This is a genomic window from Nocardioides sp. GCM10030259 (assembly GCF_042666375.1).
Classification (GTDB): Bacteria; Actinomycetota; Actinomycetes; order Propionibacteriales; family Nocardioidaceae; genus Nocardioides.
Map to the genome: position 1 here is coordinate 454,913 of NZ_JBHTDF010000025.1, position 18,997 is coordinate 473,909.

Annotated in this window: 15 protein-coding genes; 8 read left to right on the plus strand and 7 right to left on the minus strand. The window is 72.5% G+C overall.

The window, feature by feature from the left end; all coding sequences use genetic code 11:
- Position 1: 1 nt before the first annotated feature.
- The 5 genes from ACFQQI_RS21645 to ACFQQI_RS21665 are packed head-to-tail and all read left to right on the plus strand — an operon-like array spanning position 2 to position 4,441.
- Entirely contained in the window at positions 2 to 1,120 is a 1,119-nt protein-coding gene (locus ACFQQI_RS21645; protein WP_378568461.1) for a sensor histidine kinase, read from the plus strand.
- The gene (locus ACFQQI_RS21650) at positions 1,117 to 1,890 is read left to right on the plus strand and encodes a LytR/AlgR family response regulator transcription factor (protein WP_378568463.1); all 774 of its coding nucleotides are present in this window, start codon (positions 1,117 to 1,119) and stop codon (positions 1,888 to 1,890) included. The genes ACFQQI_RS21645 and ACFQQI_RS21650 overlap by 4 nt, the downstream gene beginning before the upstream one ends.
- Positions 1,887 to 2,264 (plus strand): hypothetical protein, encoded by a 378-nt coding sequence (locus ACFQQI_RS21655; RefSeq protein ID WP_378568465.1) that lies wholly within the window; start codon positions 1,887 to 1,889, stop codon positions 2,262 to 2,264. Before ACFQQI_RS21650 ends, ACFQQI_RS21655 begins: the two co-directional genes overlap by 4 nt.
- Entirely contained in the window at positions 2,261 to 3,763 is a 1,503-nt protein-coding gene (locus tag ACFQQI_RS21660; protein WP_378568467.1) for a cation acetate symporter, read from the plus strand. Before ACFQQI_RS21655 ends, ACFQQI_RS21660 begins: the two co-directional genes overlap by 4 nt.
- A 27-nt stretch (positions 3,764 to 3,790) precedes the next feature.
- Positions 3,791 to 4,441 carry a histidine phosphatase family protein gene (locus ACFQQI_RS21665; protein ID WP_378568469.1) on the plus strand — a complete coding sequence of 217 codons (651 nt, stop codon included), beginning with the start codon at positions 3,791 to 3,793 and terminating at the stop codon, positions 4,439 to 4,441.
- Positions 4,442 to 4,589: 148 nt separating this feature from the next.
- On the opposite strand, the gene ACFQQI_RS21670 is transcribed toward ACFQQI_RS21665, so the two are convergent.
- From ACFQQI_RS21670 to ACFQQI_RS21700, 7 genes are all read right to left on the minus strand, one after another.
- Entirely contained in the window at positions 4,590 to 5,720 is a 1,131-nt protein-coding gene (locus tag ACFQQI_RS21670) for a uroporphyrinogen-III synthase (RefSeq protein ID WP_378568471.1), read from the minus strand.
- A gap of 3 nt (positions 5,721 to 5,723) precedes the next feature.
- The gene (gene nirD / locus ACFQQI_RS21675; RefSeq protein WP_378568473.1) at positions 5,724 to 6,047 is read right to left on the minus strand and encodes a nitrite reductase small subunit NirD; all 324 of its coding nucleotides are present in this window, start codon (positions 6,045 to 6,047) and stop codon (positions 5,724 to 5,726) included.
- On the minus strand, positions 6,044 to 8,554 hold the full coding sequence (nirB, locus tag ACFQQI_RS21680) for a nitrite reductase large subunit NirB (protein ID WP_378568475.1): 2,511 nt from the start codon (positions 8,552 to 8,554) through the stop codon (positions 6,044 to 6,046). The genes nirD and nirB overlap by 4 nt, the downstream gene beginning before the upstream one ends.
- Positions 8,551 to 9,912, minus strand: a complete 1,362-nt coding sequence (locus ACFQQI_RS21685; RefSeq protein ID WP_378568477.1) for an FAD-dependent oxidoreductase — start codon at positions 9,910 to 9,912, stop codon at positions 8,551 to 8,553. Before ACFQQI_RS21685 ends, nirB begins: the two co-directional genes overlap by 4 nt.
- On the minus strand, positions 9,909 to 11,939 hold the full coding sequence (locus tag ACFQQI_RS21690) for a molybdopterin oxidoreductase family protein (protein ID WP_378568479.1): 2,031 nt from the start codon (positions 11,937 to 11,939) through the stop codon (positions 9,909 to 9,911). The genes ACFQQI_RS21685 and ACFQQI_RS21690 overlap by 4 nt, the downstream gene beginning before the upstream one ends.
- 2 nt (positions 11,940 to 11,941) lie before the next feature.
- On the minus strand, positions 11,942 to 13,393 hold the full coding sequence (locus tag ACFQQI_RS21695) for an MFS transporter (RefSeq protein ID WP_378568481.1): 1,452 nt from the start codon (positions 13,391 to 13,393) through the stop codon (positions 11,942 to 11,944).
- A 111-nt stretch (positions 13,394 to 13,504) separates the two neighbouring features.
- Positions 13,505 to 14,740, minus strand: coding sequence for an MFS transporter (locus ACFQQI_RS21700; protein ID WP_378568483.1), 1,236 nt, complete (start codon positions 14,738 to 14,740; stop codon positions 13,505 to 13,507).
- Between the two features lie 210 nt (positions 14,741 to 14,950).
- Between ACFQQI_RS21700 and ACFQQI_RS21705 the strand changes: the two genes are divergently transcribed.
- From ACFQQI_RS21705 to acs, 3 genes are all read left to right on the plus strand, one after another.
- Positions 14,951 to 15,313, plus strand: a complete 363-nt coding sequence (locus ACFQQI_RS21705) for a DUF485 domain-containing protein (RefSeq protein WP_378568485.1) — start codon at positions 14,951 to 14,953, stop codon at positions 15,311 to 15,313.
- Entirely contained in the window at positions 15,310 to 16,917 is a 1,608-nt protein-coding gene (locus tag ACFQQI_RS21710) for a cation acetate symporter (protein WP_378568487.1), read from the plus strand. Before ACFQQI_RS21705 ends, ACFQQI_RS21710 begins: the two co-directional genes overlap by 4 nt.
- Before the next feature lie 81 nt (positions 16,918 to 16,998).
- A complete protein-coding gene (gene acs / locus ACFQQI_RS21715) occupies positions 16,999 to 18,987 on the plus strand; it encodes an acetate--CoA ligase (protein WP_378568489.1) in 1,989 nt (662 codons plus the stop codon).
- Positions 18,988 to 18,997 lie beyond the last annotated feature (10 nt).

The following is an 18,997-nucleotide window of genomic DNA, read 5'->3' on the forward strand; positions in this document are numbered from 1 at the left end:
GATGCCTCGACCGTGGCGCCGGCGGCACCTGGGCACCGAGGCCGACCGGGCCACGTTTCGCACGCTGCACAGCGCCTCGCTGGCTGCGCCCGCGTTGCGCGCGGGGCTGACCGCGGAGAGCGCCGAGCGCAGCATCCGGCACCTGCACGACCTGCTCGGCAGCCCGGCGCTCGCGATCACCGACACCGCCCGGTCCCTCGCGTGGCACGGGACCGGGCGCCAGCACCACGAGGAGCAGTGCGCGCGGCTCGCGGCGCAGACCGTCGAGGCCGGCCGCACCCGCGTGTTCGACCGGGACGACCTGCCCTGCGACGTGCCGGGCTGCGACGTGCGCGGCGCCATCGGCAGCCCCCTGGTGGTCGAGGAGCGCGTGGTCGGCACCCTCCAGGTCTTCGCGACGGCGCCAACGGCCGGCTTGGCCCGCGCGACCGACGAGGTCGCGGCGTGGGTGGCCTCGCAGCTCGAGCTCGCGGAGCTCGACGCGTCCCGCAACCGCCTCATGGAGGCCGAGGTCCGGGCGATGCGGGCCCAGATCAGCCCGCACTTCATCTACAACTCGCTCGGCGCGATCGCCAGCTTCGTGCGCACCGACCCCGACCGCGCCCGGCACCTGCTGCTCGAGTTCGCGGACTTCACCCGCTACTCCTTCCGCCGGCACGGCGAGTACACGACGCTCGCCGAGGAGCTCCGCTCGGTCGAGCGCTACCTGCTGCTCGAGCAGGCGCGCTTCGGCGACCGGCTCCGGGTGACGCTGCGGATCGCGCCGGAGGTGCTGCCGGTCGCCGTACCTTTCCTGTGCATCCAGCCGTTGGTCGAGAACGCCGTACGCCATGGGCTGGAGTCGGCGGAGGGAGGCGGGTCGATCCGGATCGTCGCCCGCGACCAGGACCAGGAGTGCGTGATCGAGGTGGAGGACGACGGCGTCGGCGAGGACCCGGACGTCGTACGCCGGGCGCTGGCCGGTGACGCCGGGCTGGACTCGGTCGGCCTCGGGAACGTCGACGGCCGGCTGCGGTCGACGTTCGGCGACGACTACGGCCTGGTGGTGGAAACTGCGCCCGGAGCGGGTACCAAGGTCGTCGTGAGAGTGCCCAAGTTCGCCCCCGGGGTGCACGCATGAAGCCGCTGACGGTTCTGGTGATCGACGACGAGCGGCCCGCGCTCGACGAGATCACCTACCTGTTCGACGCCGACGAGCGGATCGGCGACGTGCTGACCAGTGACTCCGCGACCGACGGGCTGCGGATCCTCCACGAGGGAGCGGTCGACGCGGTCTTCCTCGACATCCAGATGCCGGGCCTCACCGGCCTCGAGCTCGCGCAGGTGCTCGGCCGGTTCCGCGCACCGCCGCCGGTCGTCTTCGTCACCGCCCACGAGCAGCACGCGGTCGAGGCGTTCGACCTGCGCGCCGTCGACTACGTGCTGAAGCCGGTGCGCCAGGAGCGGCTGGCCGAGGCGGTACGCCGCGTCGTCGACGTGCTCGACGGCGTCTCCGAGGCGGCCCCGGCCCGCGACGACGCGAAGGTGGCGGTCGAGCGCGGCGGCGTCACCCGGTTCCTCAGCCGTGCGGACATCACCCACGTCGAGGCGCAGGGCGACTACGCGCGGCTGCACACCGCGACCGAGTCCCACCTGGTGCGCAGCCCGCTGACGACGCTCGAGGAGGAGTGGGCCACCGCCGGCTTCGTGCGCATCCACCGGTCGCTGCTGGTCTCGCTCAACCACGTGACCGAGGTGCGCATGGACGGCGGCCGCTGTGCCGTCGTGGTCGGGCCGCGCGCGGTCGAGCTCATCGTCAGCCGACGGCACACCCGCGAGCTGCGCGAGCTGCTGCTGCAGAACCGCACGGTCCAGAGCCGCGCGGCGCAGCCGCCGCGCACCGGGCCGTGACCGACGCCGGCGGACCGTCGACCCGGGTCCGCGTCACCGGTCCCCCGCGCCGCCGGCCACCGGCCGCACGGACGTCCGACATCGACGCCGGCACCCAGCTAGGCGGTGTCTACATGCGCTCGCTCCTGCGCGAGCAGCTGCGGCTCGCGATCGGCGTGCTCGTGGCGATGGGGCTCACGATCGGGCTGCTGCCGCTCGCGTTCTACCTGGTGCCCGGCCTCTCCGACGTACGCCTGCTCGGGATGCCGCTCGGCTGGCTGCTGCTCGGGATCGTCGTCTACCCGGTGCTCGTCCTGCTCGGCTGGGGCTACGTCCGCCGTGCGGAGGCCAACGAGCACGACTTCGCCGAGCTCGTCTCCGAGGTCGAGAGATGAACGCCGCCCCCGGCATCGTCGCGATCACGCTGGTCACGGTCGCGACGCTGGCGATCGGCACCTGGGGGCTGCGCTTCTCCCGCACGACGAGCGACTTCTTCGTCGCGTCGCGCACCGTCCATCCGCGGCTCAACGCGAGCGCGATCGGCGGCGAGTACCTCTCGGCCGCCTCCTTCCTCGGCGTCGCCGGCCTGGTGCTGCTCAACGGCGCCGACATGCTCTGGTACCCGGTCGGCTGGACCGCCGGCTATCTCGTGCTGCTCGTGCTCGTGGCCGCCCCGCTGCGGCGGTCGGGCGCCTACACGCTGCCGGACTTCGCCGAGGCGCGGCTGGGCTCGCGCGGCGTACGCGCCGTCTGCTCGGTGCTGGTGGTCGCGATCGGATGGCTCTACCTGATCCCGCAGTTCAAGGGCGCCGGGCTGACCCTGCAGTCGGCGGTCGGCGCCCCCACCTGGGTCGGCCCCGTGATCGTCAGCGTGGTCGTGCTCGCGAACGTCACGACCGGCGGGATGCGCAGCATCACGTTCGTCCAGGCCTTCCAGTACTGGCTCAAGCTCACCGCCCTGCTCATCCCCGCGGCGGTGCTGCTCGTGGTGTGGGCGGGCGACGGCGCCGCGCGGGCGGACGGGGGCGGCGACTGGTCGGTGCCGCTCGCGCCGGGCGGTGCCGAGGGCCTCTACGTCACCTACTCGCTGATCGTCGCGACGTTCCTCGGCACGATGGGCCTGCCGCACGTGGTCGTGCGGTTCTACACGAACCCGGACGGCCGCGCCGCCCGTCGTACGACGCTGGTCGTGCTCGTGCTGCTCGGCCTCTTCTACCTGCTGCCGCCGGTGTACGGCGCGCTCGGGCGGGTCTACGCGCCGGAGCTGGCCGCCTCGGGGGCTGCCGACGCGCTGGTGCTGGAGCTGCCCCGGATCATGGTCGACGGGGCGCTCGGCGAGGTGCTGACCGGGATGGTGACCGCGGGCGCGTTCGCGGCGTTCCTGTCGACGTCGTCGGGGCTCTCGATCGCGGTCGCGGGCGTGCTCTCGCAGGACGTCACCTCGCGCTGGCGGGGGCGCCGGCTGGGTGGCGTCACGGCGTTCCGGCTGGGCGCGGTCGGGGCCGTGACCGTGCCGTGCATCATCGCGCTGCTCGCGCCGAACCTCGGTGTCGCCCGGGCCGTCGGCCTCGCGTTCGCGATGGCGGCCGCGACGTTCTGCCCGCTGCTGCTGCTCGGCATCTGGTGGCGCGGGCTGACGTCGGTGGGTGCGATCGCCGGGCTGGTGGCCGGCGGCCTGGGGTCGGCGCTGGCGATCGCCTGGACGGTGCGGGTCTCGACGCCGTCGGGCTGGGTCGACGCGCTGATGGGCCAGCCGGCGGCGTGGACGGTGCCGCTCGCCCTCGTGACCATGGTGGTCGTCTCGCGGGTGACCCAGGCCCGAGTGCCTGCCGACGCCGGACGGTTCCTGGTGCGGCTGCACACGCCGGAGACGCTGGAGCTGGACCGCGGCTGACTTGGCCTTCCTCGTAGCCTTGACGACGTGCGCCTGATCCTGATCCGCCACGGCGAGACGCCGTCCAACGTGGCAGGTGCGCTCGACACCGCCCGGCCCGGGGCGCCGCTGACGCCGCTCGGCGAGCGCCAGGCGGCGGCGATCCCGGCGGTGCTCACGACCTCGCCGATCGTGGCCGTGCACGCGTCCCCGCTGGTGCGCACCCAGCTCACGGCCGCGCCCCTCGCCTCCGCGCGCGGCGTCGACGTACTCGTCAGCGAGGGCCTCGAGGAGATCGGCGCAGGGTCGCTCGAGATGCACACGTCGGCCGAGTCGATCGACACGTACGCCGACACCGTCACCGCCTGGATCGCCGGCGAGCTCGGCGCCCGGATGCCCGGCGGCGAGGACGGCCACACGTTCTTCGACCGCTACTCCTCGGCCGTGTCGGCCCTCACCGGCGGCCACGACGACGACGCCACGGTGGTCGCGTTCAGCCACGGCGCCGCCATCCGCACCTTCGCCGCCGCCCACGGCGGCCCGCACGAGGAGCGCCTGCTCAACACCGGCGCGGTCGTGCTCGAGGGGTCCTCGACCCTCGGCTGGACCGTCACCGGCTGGTCGCGCGACCCGCTCGGCGGGCCGCACCTGGTCGACCCCGACGCCGTCGACCCGACCGGCGACCCCGACCCGGTCTGAGCCGGCCGTCGGGGCGAGGCTCCAGCTGTAACGGGGTGTTGTGGCGTCTGCCGGCCCGGTGTGACGGGTCAGCAGATGCCACAACACCCCGTTACATCCACGGGCGCGGCCACACTGGGCACAACCGCCCCACCAGTCACACCTGGGTCTACTCGACCGCCAGCCGATAGCCCCGCTTGACGACCGTCTGCACGGCGCGGGTGCCGAGGGCGGCGCGGAGGCGGGCGACCGCCATCTCGACGGCGTGCTCGGAGCCGGCGGTGCCGGAGGGGAGCATCGCCAGCAGCGCGGGGCGGGAGATGACCGTGCCGGGGTTCGCGACGAGTGCGTTGAGCACGGCCGCCGGGGCCGGCGAGAGCCGTACGGCGACGCCGTCCAGCAGCACGTCGTCGCCGTGCAGCAGCAGCTGGTGACCGCCGACCAGCGTCAGCGCCAGGCCGGAGCGGCGCGACGGCAGCTCGACCTCGAGCTGCTTGACCATCGCGGCGAGCCGGGAGCGGTCCGGGTAGATCGTCGGCACGCCCCACAGCTCGAAGGCCGCCGCGGTCACCGGCCCGACGCACGACGCGACGACGTCGGCCTGGAAGGCGCCGACCAGCTCCTCGCGCCGGCCGGTCGACCCCGCGGCCTCCATCAGCGAGGCGACGGCGGGGGCGGAGGTGAAGGTCACGGCGTCCAATGCCCGTCCGCAGACCAGGTCAACCAGCTTGAACATCGGCTCCGGGTCGCCGGCCGGCTCGACGCGGTAGACCGTCACGGTCGTCACGTCCGCGCCCTGCCGGCGCAGCGCGTGGGCGACCATCGACAGCGACTGGCCGTGCTCCTGCACGACGATGCGCTGCCCGTCGAGCGACCGGCCGCGCAGGTGCTCGAGCACGTCCTCGAAGCACTCCGACTCCGGCGCCCAGAGCTCCCGCAGCCCGCGGCGCCGAAGAGCCCCCACGCTCTTCGGTCCGCGGGCGAGGATCTCGGCCGACCCGAGCGCCTCCAGCAGGCGAGGCAGCAGCCCCCACCGCTCGGCCGCGTCGAACCACGACCTCATCCCGATGCCGGTCGTCGCGAGGAAGAGGTCGACCGGCTGCGCCAGCACCTCCTCGGTCGACGCCCGCAGCAGGTCGTCGTCGATCCGGTTCGGGTCCAGCGACAGCGCCGGTGCCCACTCGACCGTGGCGCCGCGCCGCTCCAGCAGCGCGACCTGCTCCTCCACCTTCCGCGCGGCGGTGACTCCGATGCGGAAGCCGCTCAACGGAAGGCCCCCGTCGCTAGGTGCTGCGGTCATCTGCTACTCCAAGGCTGGACCGACCAGGACGATGCCGTCGTCGACCCGGACGTCGTACGTCGGGACCCGGACCGCCGCATCGTCGAGGCACTGCCCGGTGCGCAGGTCGAACGCCTGCTTGTGCATCGGCGACGCGACGAACGGGATCTCGCCGCGTGTCCCGACGATTCCCCGCGCCAGCACCGACGCCTTGGAACAAGGGTCGTAGTTGGACATCGCGTAGACGTTTCCGTCGTGTGTCCGGAAGATTGCGACCGCCACGCCGTCGACGAGCGCCGCGACGCCGCCCTCGACCTCGATCTGGTCGACGCGGCACACCGGGATCACGGCGCACCCACCGGGATCGACGCCCCCAGCGAGACCGGCCCGGAGGTGTCCTCCGGCGCGATCTGGCCGCGCTCGTCGCGGAAGCTGATGTGCGGATCGGGTACGTCGGGAGCGTTCACGAAGGAGACGAACCGGGCCAGCTTCTCGGGATCCTCGATGGTCGCCTGCCACTCGTCGAAGTAGCCGTCGACGTGCTGCGCCATCGCGGCCTCCAGCTCCGAGCCCAGCCCGAGCGCGTCGTCGACCACGACCTCGCGCACCCGGTCGAGCCCGCCGTCGAGGGAGTCGATCCACGGGGCGGTGCGCTGGAGCCGGTCGGCGGTGCGGATGTAGTACATGAGGAACCGGTCGAGGTAGCGGACGAGCGTCTCGGTGTCGAGGTCGCCGGCCAGCAGCCGGGCGTGCGCCGGCGTGGCGCCGCCGTTCCCGCCGACGTACAGGTTCCAGCCCTTCTCGGTCGCGATCACGCCGAAGTCCTTGCCGCGCGCCTCCGCGCACTCGCGGGCACAGCCGCTGACGCCGCCCTTGAGCTTGTGCGGCGAGCGGAGCCCGCGATAGCGGAGCTCGAGGTCGATCGCGAGGCCGACCGAGTCCTGCACGCCGTACCGGCACCACGTCGAGCCCACGCACGACTTCACCGTGCGCAGCGCCTTGCCGTAGGCGTGGCCGGACTCGAACCCGGCGTCGACCAGCCGCCGCCAGATCGCGGGCAGCTGCTCCACCCGGGCGCCGAAGAGGTCGATCCGCTGGCCCCCGGTGATCTTCGTGTAGAGCCCGAAGTCGCGGGCGACCTCGCCGATCACGATCAGCCCCTCGGGGGTGACCTCGCCGCCGGGGATCCGGGGTACGACGGAGTAGGTGCCGTTGCGCTGGATGTTGGCGAGGTAGGCGTCGTTGGTGTCCTGGAGCGTGCGGGTCCCGCCCTCGAGCACGTGCCCGTTGAGCTGCGAGGCGAGGATCGACGCGATCGCGGGCTTGCAGATGTCGCAGCCGCGCCCGGTGCCGTGGCCCTCCACGATCTGGTCGAAGCTGCGGTAGCCGTGCACGGCCACGACGTCGAAGAGCTCCTGCCGGGTCAGCGGGAAGTGCTCGCAGATGCTGCGGTCGACCTCCTGGCCCTGGCTGGCGTAGTACTCCTCGATGATCTTCTTCGTCTGCGCCTTGCAGGACCCGCACGTCGAGCCGGCGCGCGTGGTCGTGCCCTCGGCGGCGGCGGCGATGATGTCGGCCTTGGTGACGTCGTTGCACGAGCAGACCTGCGCCTCCGCGGGCAGCGTGAGCGCCCCTCCGCCGCCGGCCCCGGCCGGCAGGATCAGGTCCTCCGGGTTGTCGGGGAGCGGCAGCCCGGAGGCGGCCATCGGGCGGAGGACGCCGTACGCCGAGGCGTCGCCCACGAGCACGCCGCCGAGGAGCCGCTTGCCGTCCTCGGAGATCACCAACTTCTTGTAGACGCCGGTCACGTCGTCGGCGTACGTCAGCTCCAGCGCGCCCTCGGTGGTGCCGTGGGCGTCGCCGAAGGAGGCGACGTCGACCCCGAGCAGCTTGAGCTTCGTGGACATGTCGGCGCCGTCGAACGTGCCCTCGCCGCCGAGGAGCCGGTCGACGACGACCTCGGCCATCGAGTAGCCGGGGGCGACCAGGCCGTACATCACGCCGCCCGGGGCGGCGCACTCGCCGATCGCGTAGATGTGCTCGTCGCTGGTGCGGCAGTGCTCCTCGACCAGGACGCCGCCGCGCTCGGCGAGGTCCAGGTCGGCCGTCCGGGCGAGCGCGTCCTGCGGCCGGATGCCGGCGGAGAAGACGACCAGGTCGACGTCGAGCGGCTTGCGGTCCTTGAGGGCCATCCCGGTGACCCTGCCGGTGCCGAGGATCGCCTCGGTCATGGCTCCGGTGTGGACGGTGAGCCCGAGCTGCTCGATGTGGCGGCTGAGCGTGCGGCCGCCGGCCGCGTCGACCTGGACGGCCATCAGCCGCGGCGCGAGCTCGACGACGTGGGTCTCGAGCCCCAGCTGGCTCAGCGCGTTGGCGGCCTCGAGGCCGAGCAGGCCGCCGCCGACCACGGCGCCGGTCCTGGCCCGCTTCGCCGCCTTGCGGATCGCCTCGAGGTCCTCGATGGTCCGGTAGACGAAGACGTTGTCGAGGTCCCTGCCCGGCACCGGCGGCACGAACGGGTAGGCGCCGGTCGCGAGCACGAGCTCGTCGTAGTGCAGGTCCTCGCCGGTGTTGAGCGTGATGATCCGCTGCCGCGGGGAGACCGCCACGACCTCGGACCCGGTGCGGAGGGTGACCCGCGGGTCGTCGTACCCGCCCTTCGGCAGCAGGCTCAGCGCCTTGGCGCCGACCTCGAAGAACGAGGTCAGCGCGACCCGGTCGTACGCCGGCCGCGCCTCTGCCCCGAGCACGGTGATGTCGTGGGTCTCGGTCAGGCCGCGCTCGATGGCGGCCTGCACGAAGCGGTGGCCGACCATGCCGTGGCCGACGACGACGATCTTGCGGCGGGTGTTCATCGTGGGGTTCCTTCCAGGGTGCGGGCGGCAAGCAGGGAGCGGACCGAGTCGGCGCAGCCGCCGCAGCCGGTGGTGGCGCGGGTGGACGTGCGGACGTCCTCGAGCGAGGAGCACGCGCGGATCGCGCCGGCGGGGACGCCCGCGCAGGCGCACACCTCGACGTCGTCGGCGAGCGCGGGGGGTGCGGACGTCGCGCGCTCGGGCATCAGCAGGTCGCCGGCCTCGCGCGCTCCCAGGACGGTCGCGCGGTCGTAGTGCTGGGTGATCAGCCCGATCCGGGCCAGGTCGCCGACCAGGGTGGCCGCGACGATGACGCCGTCGCGGAGCACGAGCTTGCGGTGGCTGCCGGTGACGGGGTTGGACATCTCGACGACGTGGCCCTCGGTGTGCTCGGGGTCGCCGAGCACGGCGACCTCGAGGTCGGTCGCGCGCAGCCGGGCGACCGTTCGCGCGCCGTCGTAGCGCACGTCGTCGCCGGCGAGGATGCGCGCCAGCAGGCCGGCCTGCTCCCACGCCGGCGGCACGAACCCGGTGACCTGGGTGCCGTGCTGGGCGCAGTCGCCGATCGCGTGGATCTGGGAGTCGCTGGTGCGCAGGTGGTGATCGACCATCACGCCCCGCCGTACGTCGAGGCCGGCGCGGCGCGCCAGGGCGGTCGACGGGCGGCCGCCAGCAGTGAGGACGACGAGGTCGGTCTCGAGCGCGCACCCGTTGTCGAGGACCAGCCCGGTGTCGATGAGCCGGGTGGCGCGGGCGCCGGTGTAGACGGCGGTGCCGAGCTTCTTCAGGTCGCGGGCCAGGATCGCGCCGGCCTTCGCGTCGACCTGGCCGCGGAGCAGGTGGTCGCCGCCCTCGACGACCTCGGTCGCCACGCCGCGGATGCTCAGCGCGCGGGCGACCTGGAGGCCGAGCAGCCCGCCGCCGACGACCACCGCACGCCGGGCCGTCGGCACCGCGGCGTCGAGCCGCCGGCAGTCGGCCAGGGTCCGGAATGCGTGCACGCGCTCGTCGAGCTGCCCGTCGACCCGCACCAGCCCGCGGATCGGGGGAAGCGTCGGGATGCTGCCGGTGGCGAGCACGAGCCGGTCGTACGGAAGCCGGCTGCGGTCGGCGAGCTCGACCTCGCGCTCCGCACGGTGGATCTCGACGACCCGGCTGCCCAGGCGCAGGTCGGCGCCGTCCGGCACCCGCATCGCCAGCGACTCCGGGTCGTGGGTGCCCTCGAGCACCGCCGACAGCAGGATCCGGTTGTACGGCGCGTGCGCCTCGTCGCCCAGCAGCACCACGTCATGACCCGCGAGCCCGTCCGCGAGGCGGGTCGCGGCCATGCCGGCGCCGACGATCACCACGCGGCTCATGCGGTCACCGCGCAGGCGCAGGCCTTGAACTCGGGCATCCGGCTCGACGGGTCGAGCGCGTCGTTGGTGAGCTTGTTGGCACCGACCCAGTGGAACGGCACGAAGACCGTGTCCGGCCGGATCGTGTCGACGACCCGCGCGGGCGCCTTCAGCTCGCCCCGGCGGGTCGTGACGACGACCGGTCCCCCGTCGTACGCGCCGATCCGACGGGCCAGCATCGGGTGGAGCTCGACGTACGGCCCGTCGTCGGGGAGCTCGCCGATGCGCCGGGTCTGCGCGCCGGACTGGTACTGCGCGAGCACCCGCCCGGTCGTGAGGTGGAGCGGGTACGCCGCGTCGACCGGCTCGGCCGGGCCGCGGTGCTCGACGGCGACGAAGCGGGCGCGCCCGTCGCTGTGCGCGAAGGAGTCGGCGAACATCCGCGGGGAGCCCCAGAAGACGCCGTGCTCCTCGCGGATCCGTTCGTAGGTGATCGCGGAGTAGTCGGCGCGGCCGCCGGCCGACGCCCGGCCGAGCTCGGCGAAGACCTCCTCGGGGTCGGTGGCGAAGTCGTGCCCCAGCCGCGCGGCCAGGCCGGCCATGACGTCGAGGTCCGACCGCACGCCGGCGGGCGGGGTCGTCGCCTGCTGCCGCAGGATGACGCGGCCCTCGAGGTTCGTCATCGTGCCGGTCTCCTCGGCCCACTGCGTGACCGGCAGCACCACGTCGGCGAGCGCCGCGGTCTCGCTCATCACGATGTCGGCGACGACGAGCAGGTCGAGGTCGGCGAGGCGGGAGGCGACGTGGGTCGCGTTCGGCGCCGAGACGACGACGTTCGAGCCGAAGACCAGCAGCGCCTTCGGGCCGCCGTCGGTGCCGAGCGCGTCGAGCAGCTCGTACGCCGAGCGGCCCGGTCCCGGCAGCGACGACGGGTCGACGCCCCACACGCGCGCCACGTGCTCGCGGGCCACGGGGTCGTCGATCATCCGGTAGCCGGGCAGCTGGTCCGCCTTCTGCCCGTGCTCCCGGCCGCCCTGGCCGTTGCCCTGGCCGGTCAGGCAGCCGTAGCCGGCGTGCGGCTTCCCCGGCATCCCCAGCGCGAGCGCAACGTCGATCCAGGCGAGCACGGTGTCGGTGCCCTGCGCATGCTGCTCCGCACCGCGGGCGGTGAGCACCATGACCTTCGGCGCGTCGGCGAGCCGGCGGGCGAGCGCACGCAGCTCCCCGGCCGGCACCCCGGTCACCCGCTCGACCCGCTCCGGCCACCACGCCGAGACCGCGCGCCGGACCTCGTCCCAGCCGACGGTGCGCGTCGCGACGTACTCCTCGTCGACGGCACCCGCAGCGTCGAGCAGGTGGAGCAGACCCAAGGCCAGAGCGAGGTCGGTGCCGGGCACCGGCTGGAGGAAGGTGTCGGCGCGGTCGGCGGTCGGCGTCCGCCGCGGGTCGATCACCACGACGTGCCCACCGTTCTCGCGCAGCCGGTCGAGGTGGCGCGCGGCGGGCGGCATCGTCTCCGCGAGGTTCGATCCCACCAGCACCAGCACGTCGGTCTGCTCGACGTCGGCGAGCGGGAACGGCAGCCCGCGGTCGACGCCGAACGCCCGGTTGGACGCCGACGCGGCCGACGACATGCACCACCGGCCGTTGTAGTCGACCTGCGACGTCCCGAGCGCGACGCGAGCGAGCTTGCCGAGCTGGTAGGCCTTCTCGTTGGTCAGCCCACCGCCGCCGAAGACCGCCACCGCGTCCGCGCCGTACGCCGACCGCAGCGAGCCCAGCCGGTCCCCGATGAGGTCGAGGGCCTCCTCCCAGTCCGCCGCCCGCAGCCCGCCGGTCGCGCGGTCGCGCACCAGCGGCGTCGTCAACCGCTCGCGGTGGCCGCGCAGCCCGGTCGCCGTCCAGCCCTTGCGGCACAGGGCTCCCTCGTTGACGGGGAACTCGGGCCAGGGCTGCACCTCCAGCCGGCGCTGACCGACGAGGGTCATGCCGCACTGGAGCGAGCAGTAGGGACAGTGGGTCCGGGTCTGGGTCTGGGTCTGGGTCAAGGTCAGACTCCGGCCGTCGCGAGCGCCGTCGCCTTGGCCGGGCGGCGCAGGTAGACGCCCCAGGTGACCAGCCCGCACACGACGTAGAAGCTCGTGAACACCACGAACGCGCCCTTGGTGGCGGCCAGCGGGTCGTCGACCCACGGCGAGCTGAAGGCGAGCGGGATCAGGAAGCCGCCGAGCGCGCCGACGGCGCCGATGATCCCGAGCGCGGCCGACGACTGCTTCGTCGCCGCGGACAGGGCGGCCGTGCGCTCCGGCGTCCCGGCCTCGGTCGTGGTCTCCGCCTCGCGACGCCAGATCGCCGGGATCATCTTGTACGTCGAGCCGTTGCCGATGCCCGTCGCGGCGAAGATCAGCAGGAAGCACCCGAGGAACCACGGGAAGAGCGCCTGGTTGTCGCTCGCGATCGCCGGGTCGGCGGCCGGGTTCGGCGCCAGCCGGGTCAGCGTGCCGAGCATGGCGAGCGTGAACACGACCAGGCCGATGAACGCCGCGAGGGTGACCCGGGCGCCGCCGTACCGGTCCGCGAGCCAGCCGCCCAGCGGCCGGGTCACGGACCCGATCCCGGCGCCCAGGAAGGCGAAGTAGGCGAAGTAGATGCCGGTGCCGAGCGGCGCCGGCTCCGGCACCCAGAAGTTGATCTTGATCAGCAGCGGCATCGCGGCGGAGTAGCCGATGAACGAGCCGAACGTGCCGATGTAGAGGAACGCCATGATCCACGTGTGCGGCCGGCGGACGACGGCGAGCTGCTCGCGCGGCTTCGACGTAGCCGAGGTGAGGTTGTCCATCCAGAGGTACGCCGCGACGGCGGCGCAGACGGCGAGCCCGGCGTACACGAACCCGGCCGTCTGCAGGTGGATCCCGCCCTCGCTCGCCGAGACGATGCCGAAGATGCCGGCTCCGCCGACGATCACCGGCAGCAGCAGCTGGATGATCGCGACGCCCGCGTTGCCGCCGGCGGCGTTGAGGCCGAGCGCGGCGCCCTTCTTCGCGGCCGGGTAGAAGAAGTTGATGTTCGCCATCGAGCTGGCGAAGTTGCCGCCGCCGAAGCCCGCCGTCGCGGCGATCAGGCAGAACACCCAGTACGGCGTGCCCGGGTCTCGCACGGCGATCGCGAAGAGCAGCGTCGGCACCAGCAGCAGCGCGGCGCTGATGATCGTCCAGTTGCGGCCGCCGAACCGCGGCACCGCGAACGTGTAGGGCAGCCGCAGCAGCGACCCGACCAGGTTGGGCAGGGCGACGAGCAGGAACAGCTGCTGCGGGGTGAAGTCGAAGCCCATCTGCAGCAGGAACGCCGCGCTGACGCTCCAGATCAGCCACACCGAGAAGCCGAGGTGCTCGGCGAAGATCGACCAGATCAGGTTGCGTCGGGCGACCTGCCGGCCCCCGTTCTCCCAGAACTCGGGGTCCTCGGGCCGCCAGTCGTCGATCCAGTGTCCGGTGCGCGTCATGGGTACCACGCTCGGCGGGCGAGGTTTCGCGCGCCGCAGGTCGCCGTACCGGCGACGTCAACTTGTCCTCACGACCTCACAGGTCGCCCGACCCTGGGGCCGGTCGAGGGGTCAGATGCCGAGAGGCGCGTCGCTCGCCTGCTGCGCCTCGGCCTGCATCGGCGCGTCCGCCGGGGCGGGGACCGGGCGGCCGCGGCGGCTGATCAGCAGGCCGGGGAGGGCGATGACCAGCCCGGCGACGCCGGCCAGGGCGAACCCCCAGGCCCAGCCGCCGTGGTCGAGCCCGAGCCCGATGATCGGCGCGCCGATCGCGCTGCCGAGGGTCAGGGCCGAGCCGTGCCAGCCCATCGCCTCGCCGCGCACGCTCGCTGGCACGACCCGGGAGAGGTCGTCGACGGTCGCGGTGATGGTCGGCGCACAGAAGAGTCCGGAGATGGTCAGCAGCACGGAGAACCAGAGGAGGTTGCCGTCCGGGGCGAAGGCGACCAGCGTGGTCGACCCGGCGAGGCCGACGAGCAGCACGGCGGCCGGCGGGTGGCGGCGCAGCGCGCCGTACACGATGCCGCCGACCGCGGAGCCGGCTCCCCACAGGGCGAGCACCCAGCCGATCGAGGCGGGTGCGTCCCACTCGCGCAGCGCGGCCACGGTCGAGAGGTCCTCGCCGGTGAGGATGATCGTCGACGTCGCGGCGATCACGAGGATCATCACCACCGACGGCGTCAGCCAGGAGCGACGCGAGACCTTGCCGGCGGAGAGGTCGGTGGGGTGGCTCGAGAGCGGCGGGTTGGCGACCCAGAGGATGACGCCGCCGACGACGACGGCGAGCTGGCAGATCAGCAGGGCGACCGGCGTCGGCAGGTAGGTCGCCGCAAGGACCCCGAGCACCGGCCCGACGAGGAACGTGAGCTCGGTGGCCACCGAGTCGACCGACAGCACGGTCGTGCGCTGGTAGTCCGGCGTGTGCCCGATCAGCACCTGCCGGACGATCGAGAAGCTCGGGATGACGAAGAGGCTGCCGATGCCGGCGAGGACGACCAGCGGCCAGTAGCCGACCCACGGCGCGATGGACCACACGACGGTGCCGATCACGATCGAGGGCAGCACGGTCGCCCGGAGCCCGACCCGGTCGAGGCGGCGCCCGCGCCACGGGCTGCTCACCGACAGGCAGAGCGCGACCACCGTCGAGACGAAGCCGGCCGCGGCGTACGAGTGGTCGAGGTGGTCGACGACGTGCAGCGTGATCACGACGTTGGCGGCCCACAGCGGGACCCGGATGAACATGCCGAGCACCAGGATCCGGCGTACGGCCGGGTTCCTGAGCACGTCGGCGTACGTCGCAAATCCCACGGCGGGATTCTGGCGGGCCGACGGAGCCGTGAGCCAATCGTTATCGACGCCTGCGGACGGTGTCCGCCGGTAAAACCGCTCGTCGTGGGCGACCCGCCGCTCGTCGTCCGGTCGGCGCCGCTCGGCGCGGATCCCGCTCGCACCGGTGGTCGGAGGTGCTCCGGATGGGCATCGTGACCGCGATCACATTCTCCCGAGAAGGGCCACACCGTGACCGAGCCCGCCTTGTCCCACGACCACGCTCGTCGACATGATCCGGTGTACGACGACCTGCATGCCCTGCCCGAGTTCACCCGGCTGCGCTCGCTGTTCCGCGGCTTCGTCTTCCCGGCGACCATCGCCTTCCTGGCCTGGTACCTGCTCTACGTGGTGATGAGCAACTGGGCCACCGACTTCATGGCCACCGAGGTGATCGGCAACGTCAACGTCGCTCTCGTCTTCGGCCTGCTTCAGTTCGTGACGACCTTCGGCATCGCCTGGCTCTATGCGCGCTACATGGATCGCAACGTCGACCCCATCGCGCGTGACCTCGAGAAGCGCTACAACGACACGGTCGGAGGTGCTGGCCGATGAGCTCGGACACCCTCACCGCCCTCCTCTTCCTCATCGTCGTCGCCATCACCATCGGCATCACCTTCTGGGCGAGCCGGCAGACCAAGGGCGCGGCCGACTACTACGCCGGCGGCCGGTCGTTCAGCGGGTTCCAGAACGGCATGGCGATCTCCGGCGACTACATGTCGGCGGCGTCGTTCCTCGGCATCTCCGGCGCGATCGCGCTCTACGGCTACGACGGCTTCCTCTACTCGATCGGGTTCCTGGTCGCCTGGCTCGTCGCGCTGCTGCTCGTCGCCGAGCTGCTGCGCAACTCCGGCCGCTACACGATGGCCGACCAGCTCGCGTACCGGATGAGGCAGCGCCCGGTGCGCACCGCGGCCGCCACCTCGACGGTCGTCGTCTCGATCTTCTACCTGCTCGCCCAGATGGTCGGTGCCGGAGCGCTGGTCGCGCTGCTGCTCGGCGCGACCTCGGACACCGCCAAGAACCTGACGATCGTGGTCGTCGGCCTGCTGATGATCTTCTACGTGACGGTCGGCGGCATGAAGGGCACGACGTGGGTCCAGATCGTCAAGGCCGTGCTGCTGATGGGCGGCACGATCCTGATCACGGTCCTGGTGCTGGCCGAGTTCAACTTCAACCTCTCCGAGCTGCTCGGGTCGGCGGCCGCCAACACCGGCAAGGGCGACGCGTTCCTCCAGCCCGGCCTGCGGTACGGCATCGACACGACGTCGAAGATCGACTTCCTCAGCCTCGGCCTGGCCCTCGTGCTCGGCACGGCCGGCCTGCCGCACATCCTGATCCGCTTCTACACGGTGCCGACGGCCCGGCATGCGCGACAGTCGGTGCTGTGGGCGATCGGCCTGATCGGCGCGTTCTACCTGATGACCCTGGCGCTGGGCTTCGGCGCCGCAGCCCTGCTGGACACCGGCCCGGAGAGCAAGGTCGCCACGTCTGCCGGCAACCTGGCCTCGCCGTTGCTGGCCGAGGAGGTCGGCGGTGGCGCCGGATCGACGGGTGGCTCGATCCTGCTCGCGCTGATCGGAGCGGTGGCCTTCGCGACCATCCTCGCCGTGGTCGCGGGACTGACGCTGACCTCGGCGTCATCGGTGGCGCACGACCTGTACGCGACAGTGTTCCGGCGCGGTCAGGCCAGCGAACGCGACGAGGTCCGGGTCGCCAAGATCGCCGCGTTCGTGATCGGCGGTGTGGCGATCGCGCTGTCGATCCCGGCGCAGTCGCTGAACATCGCGTTCCTGGTGGCGCTGGCCTTCGCGGTCGCGGCGTCGGCGAACCTGCCGTCCCTGATCTACAACCTGTTCTGGCGTCGCTTCAACACGCGCGGCGCCACCTGGGCGATCTACGGCGGTCTCATCATCTGCGTCGGCCTGGTGTTCTTCTCGCCGGTCGTCTCCGGTTCTCCGACCGCGATGTTCCCCGACCACGACTGGCACTGGTTCCCGCTGAGCAACCCCGGCATCATCTCGATCCCCGCCGGCTTCCTGCTCGGCTGGCTCGGCACCATCACCTCGCGCGAGCCCGAGACGGCGGAGCGCTACACCGAGCTCGAGGTCCGCGCACTCACCGGTGCCGGATCCGAGCAGGCCGTCACGCACCACTGACGGCGCCGACCCCCATCCCGGTGGTACCCGCCACGCCCTAGTGTGGCGGGTACCACCACGCCGTACGTCGCAGGAGTGAACGTGAGCGAAGAGACCCTCTCCAACCTCCTCAAGGAGGATCGGCGGTTCGAGCCGCCCGCCGAGATCGCCGAGCACGCGAACCTCGGGGCCGAGGCCTACGAGCGCGCGCGCCAGGACCGGGACGGGTTCTGGGCCGAGCAGGCCGAGCGCCTGGACTGGGCTCAGAGGTGGGACCGCGTCCTCGACTGGGACGACCCGCCCTTCGCGAAGTGGTACGTCGGAGGCAAGCTCAACGCGGCGTACAACTGCGTCGACCGGCACGTCGAGGCCGGCCGCGGCGACAAGGTCGCGCTGCACTGGGTGGGCGAGCCGCTCGACGACACGCGCGACATCACCTACGCGCAGCTGCAGGACGAGGTCAGCCGGGCCGCCAACGCGCTCACCGACCTCGGCGTCACCGCCGGCGACCGGGTGGCGATCTACCTGCCGATGATCCCCGAGGCCGTGGTCGCGATGCTCGCCTGCGCGCGCATCGGCGCGCCCCACACCGTCGTCTTCGGCGGCTTCTCCGCCGACGCGCTGGCCTCGCGCCTGGTCGACTGCCAGGCGAAGGTCGTGGTCACCTCCGACGGCGGCTACCGGCGCGGCAGCGCCTCGGCCCTCAAGCCCGCCGTCGACGAGGCCCGGACGAAGTCGGCGAGCCAGGGCCACACGGTCGAGAAGGTGCTCGTCGTACGCCGCACCGGGCAGGACCTGGGCGAGGGAGGCTGGGACGACTCGGTCGACGTGTGGTGGCACGACGCCGTCGGCTCAGCCTCGCCCGAGCACACCCCGGAGGCGTTCGACGCCGAGCACCCGCTCTACGTGATGTACACGTCGGGCACCACCGGCAAGCCGAAGGGCATCCTGCACACGACGGGCGGCTACCTCGTCGGCTCGTCGTACACGCACTGGGCGGTCTTCGACCTCAAGCCGGAGACCGACGTCTACTGGTGCTCGGCCGACATCGGCTGGGTGACCGGGCACTCCTACATGGTCTATGGGCCGCTCGCGAACGGCGCGACGCAGGTGATGTACGAAGGCGTGCCCGACAGCCCCGAGCGCGGCCGCTGGTGGAAGATCATCCAGGACTACAAGGTCACGATCTTCTACACCGCGCCCACCGCGATCCGGTCGTTCATGAAGCAGGGCCGCGAGGTGCCCGACACCTACGACATGTCGTCGCTGCGGATCCTCGGCTCGGTGGGCGAGCCGATCAACCCGGAGGCCTACGTCTGGTACCGCCACGTCATCGGCGGCGACCGCACCCCGGTCGTCGACACGTGGTGGCAGACCGAGACCGGCGCGATCATGATCAGCCCGCTCCCCGGCGTCACGCACGGAAAGCCCGGCTCGGCGATGACCCCGATCCCCGGCGTCTCGGCCGAGGTCGTCAACGAGGCCGGCGAGGCGGTGCCCAACGGGTCGGGCGGCTACCTCGTGCTCACCGAGCCGTGGCCGTCGATGCTGCGCACGATCTGGGGCGACGACGAGCGGTTCAAGGACACCTACTGGTCGCGGTTCGCCAAGGAGGGCTTCTACTTCGCCGGCGACGGCGCGAAGAAGGACGAGGACGGCGACATCTGGGTGCTCGGCCGGGTCGACGACGTCATGAACGTCTCCGGCCACCGGCTGTCCACCACCGAGATCGAGTCCGCCCTGGTCTCGCACCCGAAGGTGGCCGAGGCCGCGGTCGTCGGCGCGAAGGACGAGGACACCGGCCAGGCCGTGTGCGCGTTCGTGATCCTGCGTGAGGACGCGGGCGACGGCGGCGACGGCATCCTCGCCGAGCTGCGCCAGCACGTCCGCAAGGAGATCGGCCCGATCGCCACCCCGCGGCAGATCATGATCGTCCCCGAGCTGCCCAAGACCCGCTCGGGCAAGATCATGCGACGCCTGCTCCGCGACGTCGCCGAGCACCGCGAGGTCGGCGACGTCACCACGCTCGCCGACTCCTCGGTCATGGACCTGATCACGGAGGGAATCGACTCGGGCAAGGCGGAGGACTGAACCGTATGTA

What these genes read in the sequence shown, in the direction of transcription:
- nirB (WP_378568475.1), bottom strand. Translation starts at nt 8,554, where the DNA reads ATGAACACCCGCCGCAAGATCGTCGTCGTCGGCCACGGCATGGTCGGC.
- ACFQQI_RS21645 (WP_378568461.1), top strand. Translation starts at nt 2, where the DNA reads ATGCCTCGACCGTGGCGCCGGCGGCACCTGGGCACCGAGGCCGACCGG.
- ACFQQI_RS21660 (WP_378568467.1), top strand. Translation starts at nt 2,261, where the DNA reads ATGAACGCCGCCCCCGGCATCGTCGCGATCACGCTGGTCACGGTCGCG.
- ACFQQI_RS21695 (WP_378568481.1), bottom strand. Translation starts at nt 13,393, where the DNA reads ATGACGCGCACCGGACACTGGATCGACGACTGGCGGCCCGAGGACCCC.
- ACFQQI_RS21685 (WP_378568477.1), bottom strand. Translation starts at nt 9,912, where the DNA reads ATGAGCCGCGTGGTGATCGTCGGCGCCGGCATGGCCGCGACCCGCCTC.
- ACFQQI_RS21710 (WP_378568487.1), top strand. Translation starts at nt 15,310, where the DNA reads ATGAGCTCGGACACCCTCACCGCCCTCCTCTTCCTCATCGTCGTCGCC.
- ACFQQI_RS21670 (WP_378568471.1), bottom strand. Translation starts at nt 5,720, where the DNA reads ATGACCGCAGCACCTAGCGACGGGGGCCTTCCGTTGAGCGGCTTCCGC.
- ACFQQI_RS21650 (WP_378568463.1), top strand. Translation starts at nt 1,117, where the DNA reads ATGAAGCCGCTGACGGTTCTGGTGATCGACGACGAGCGGCCCGCGCTC.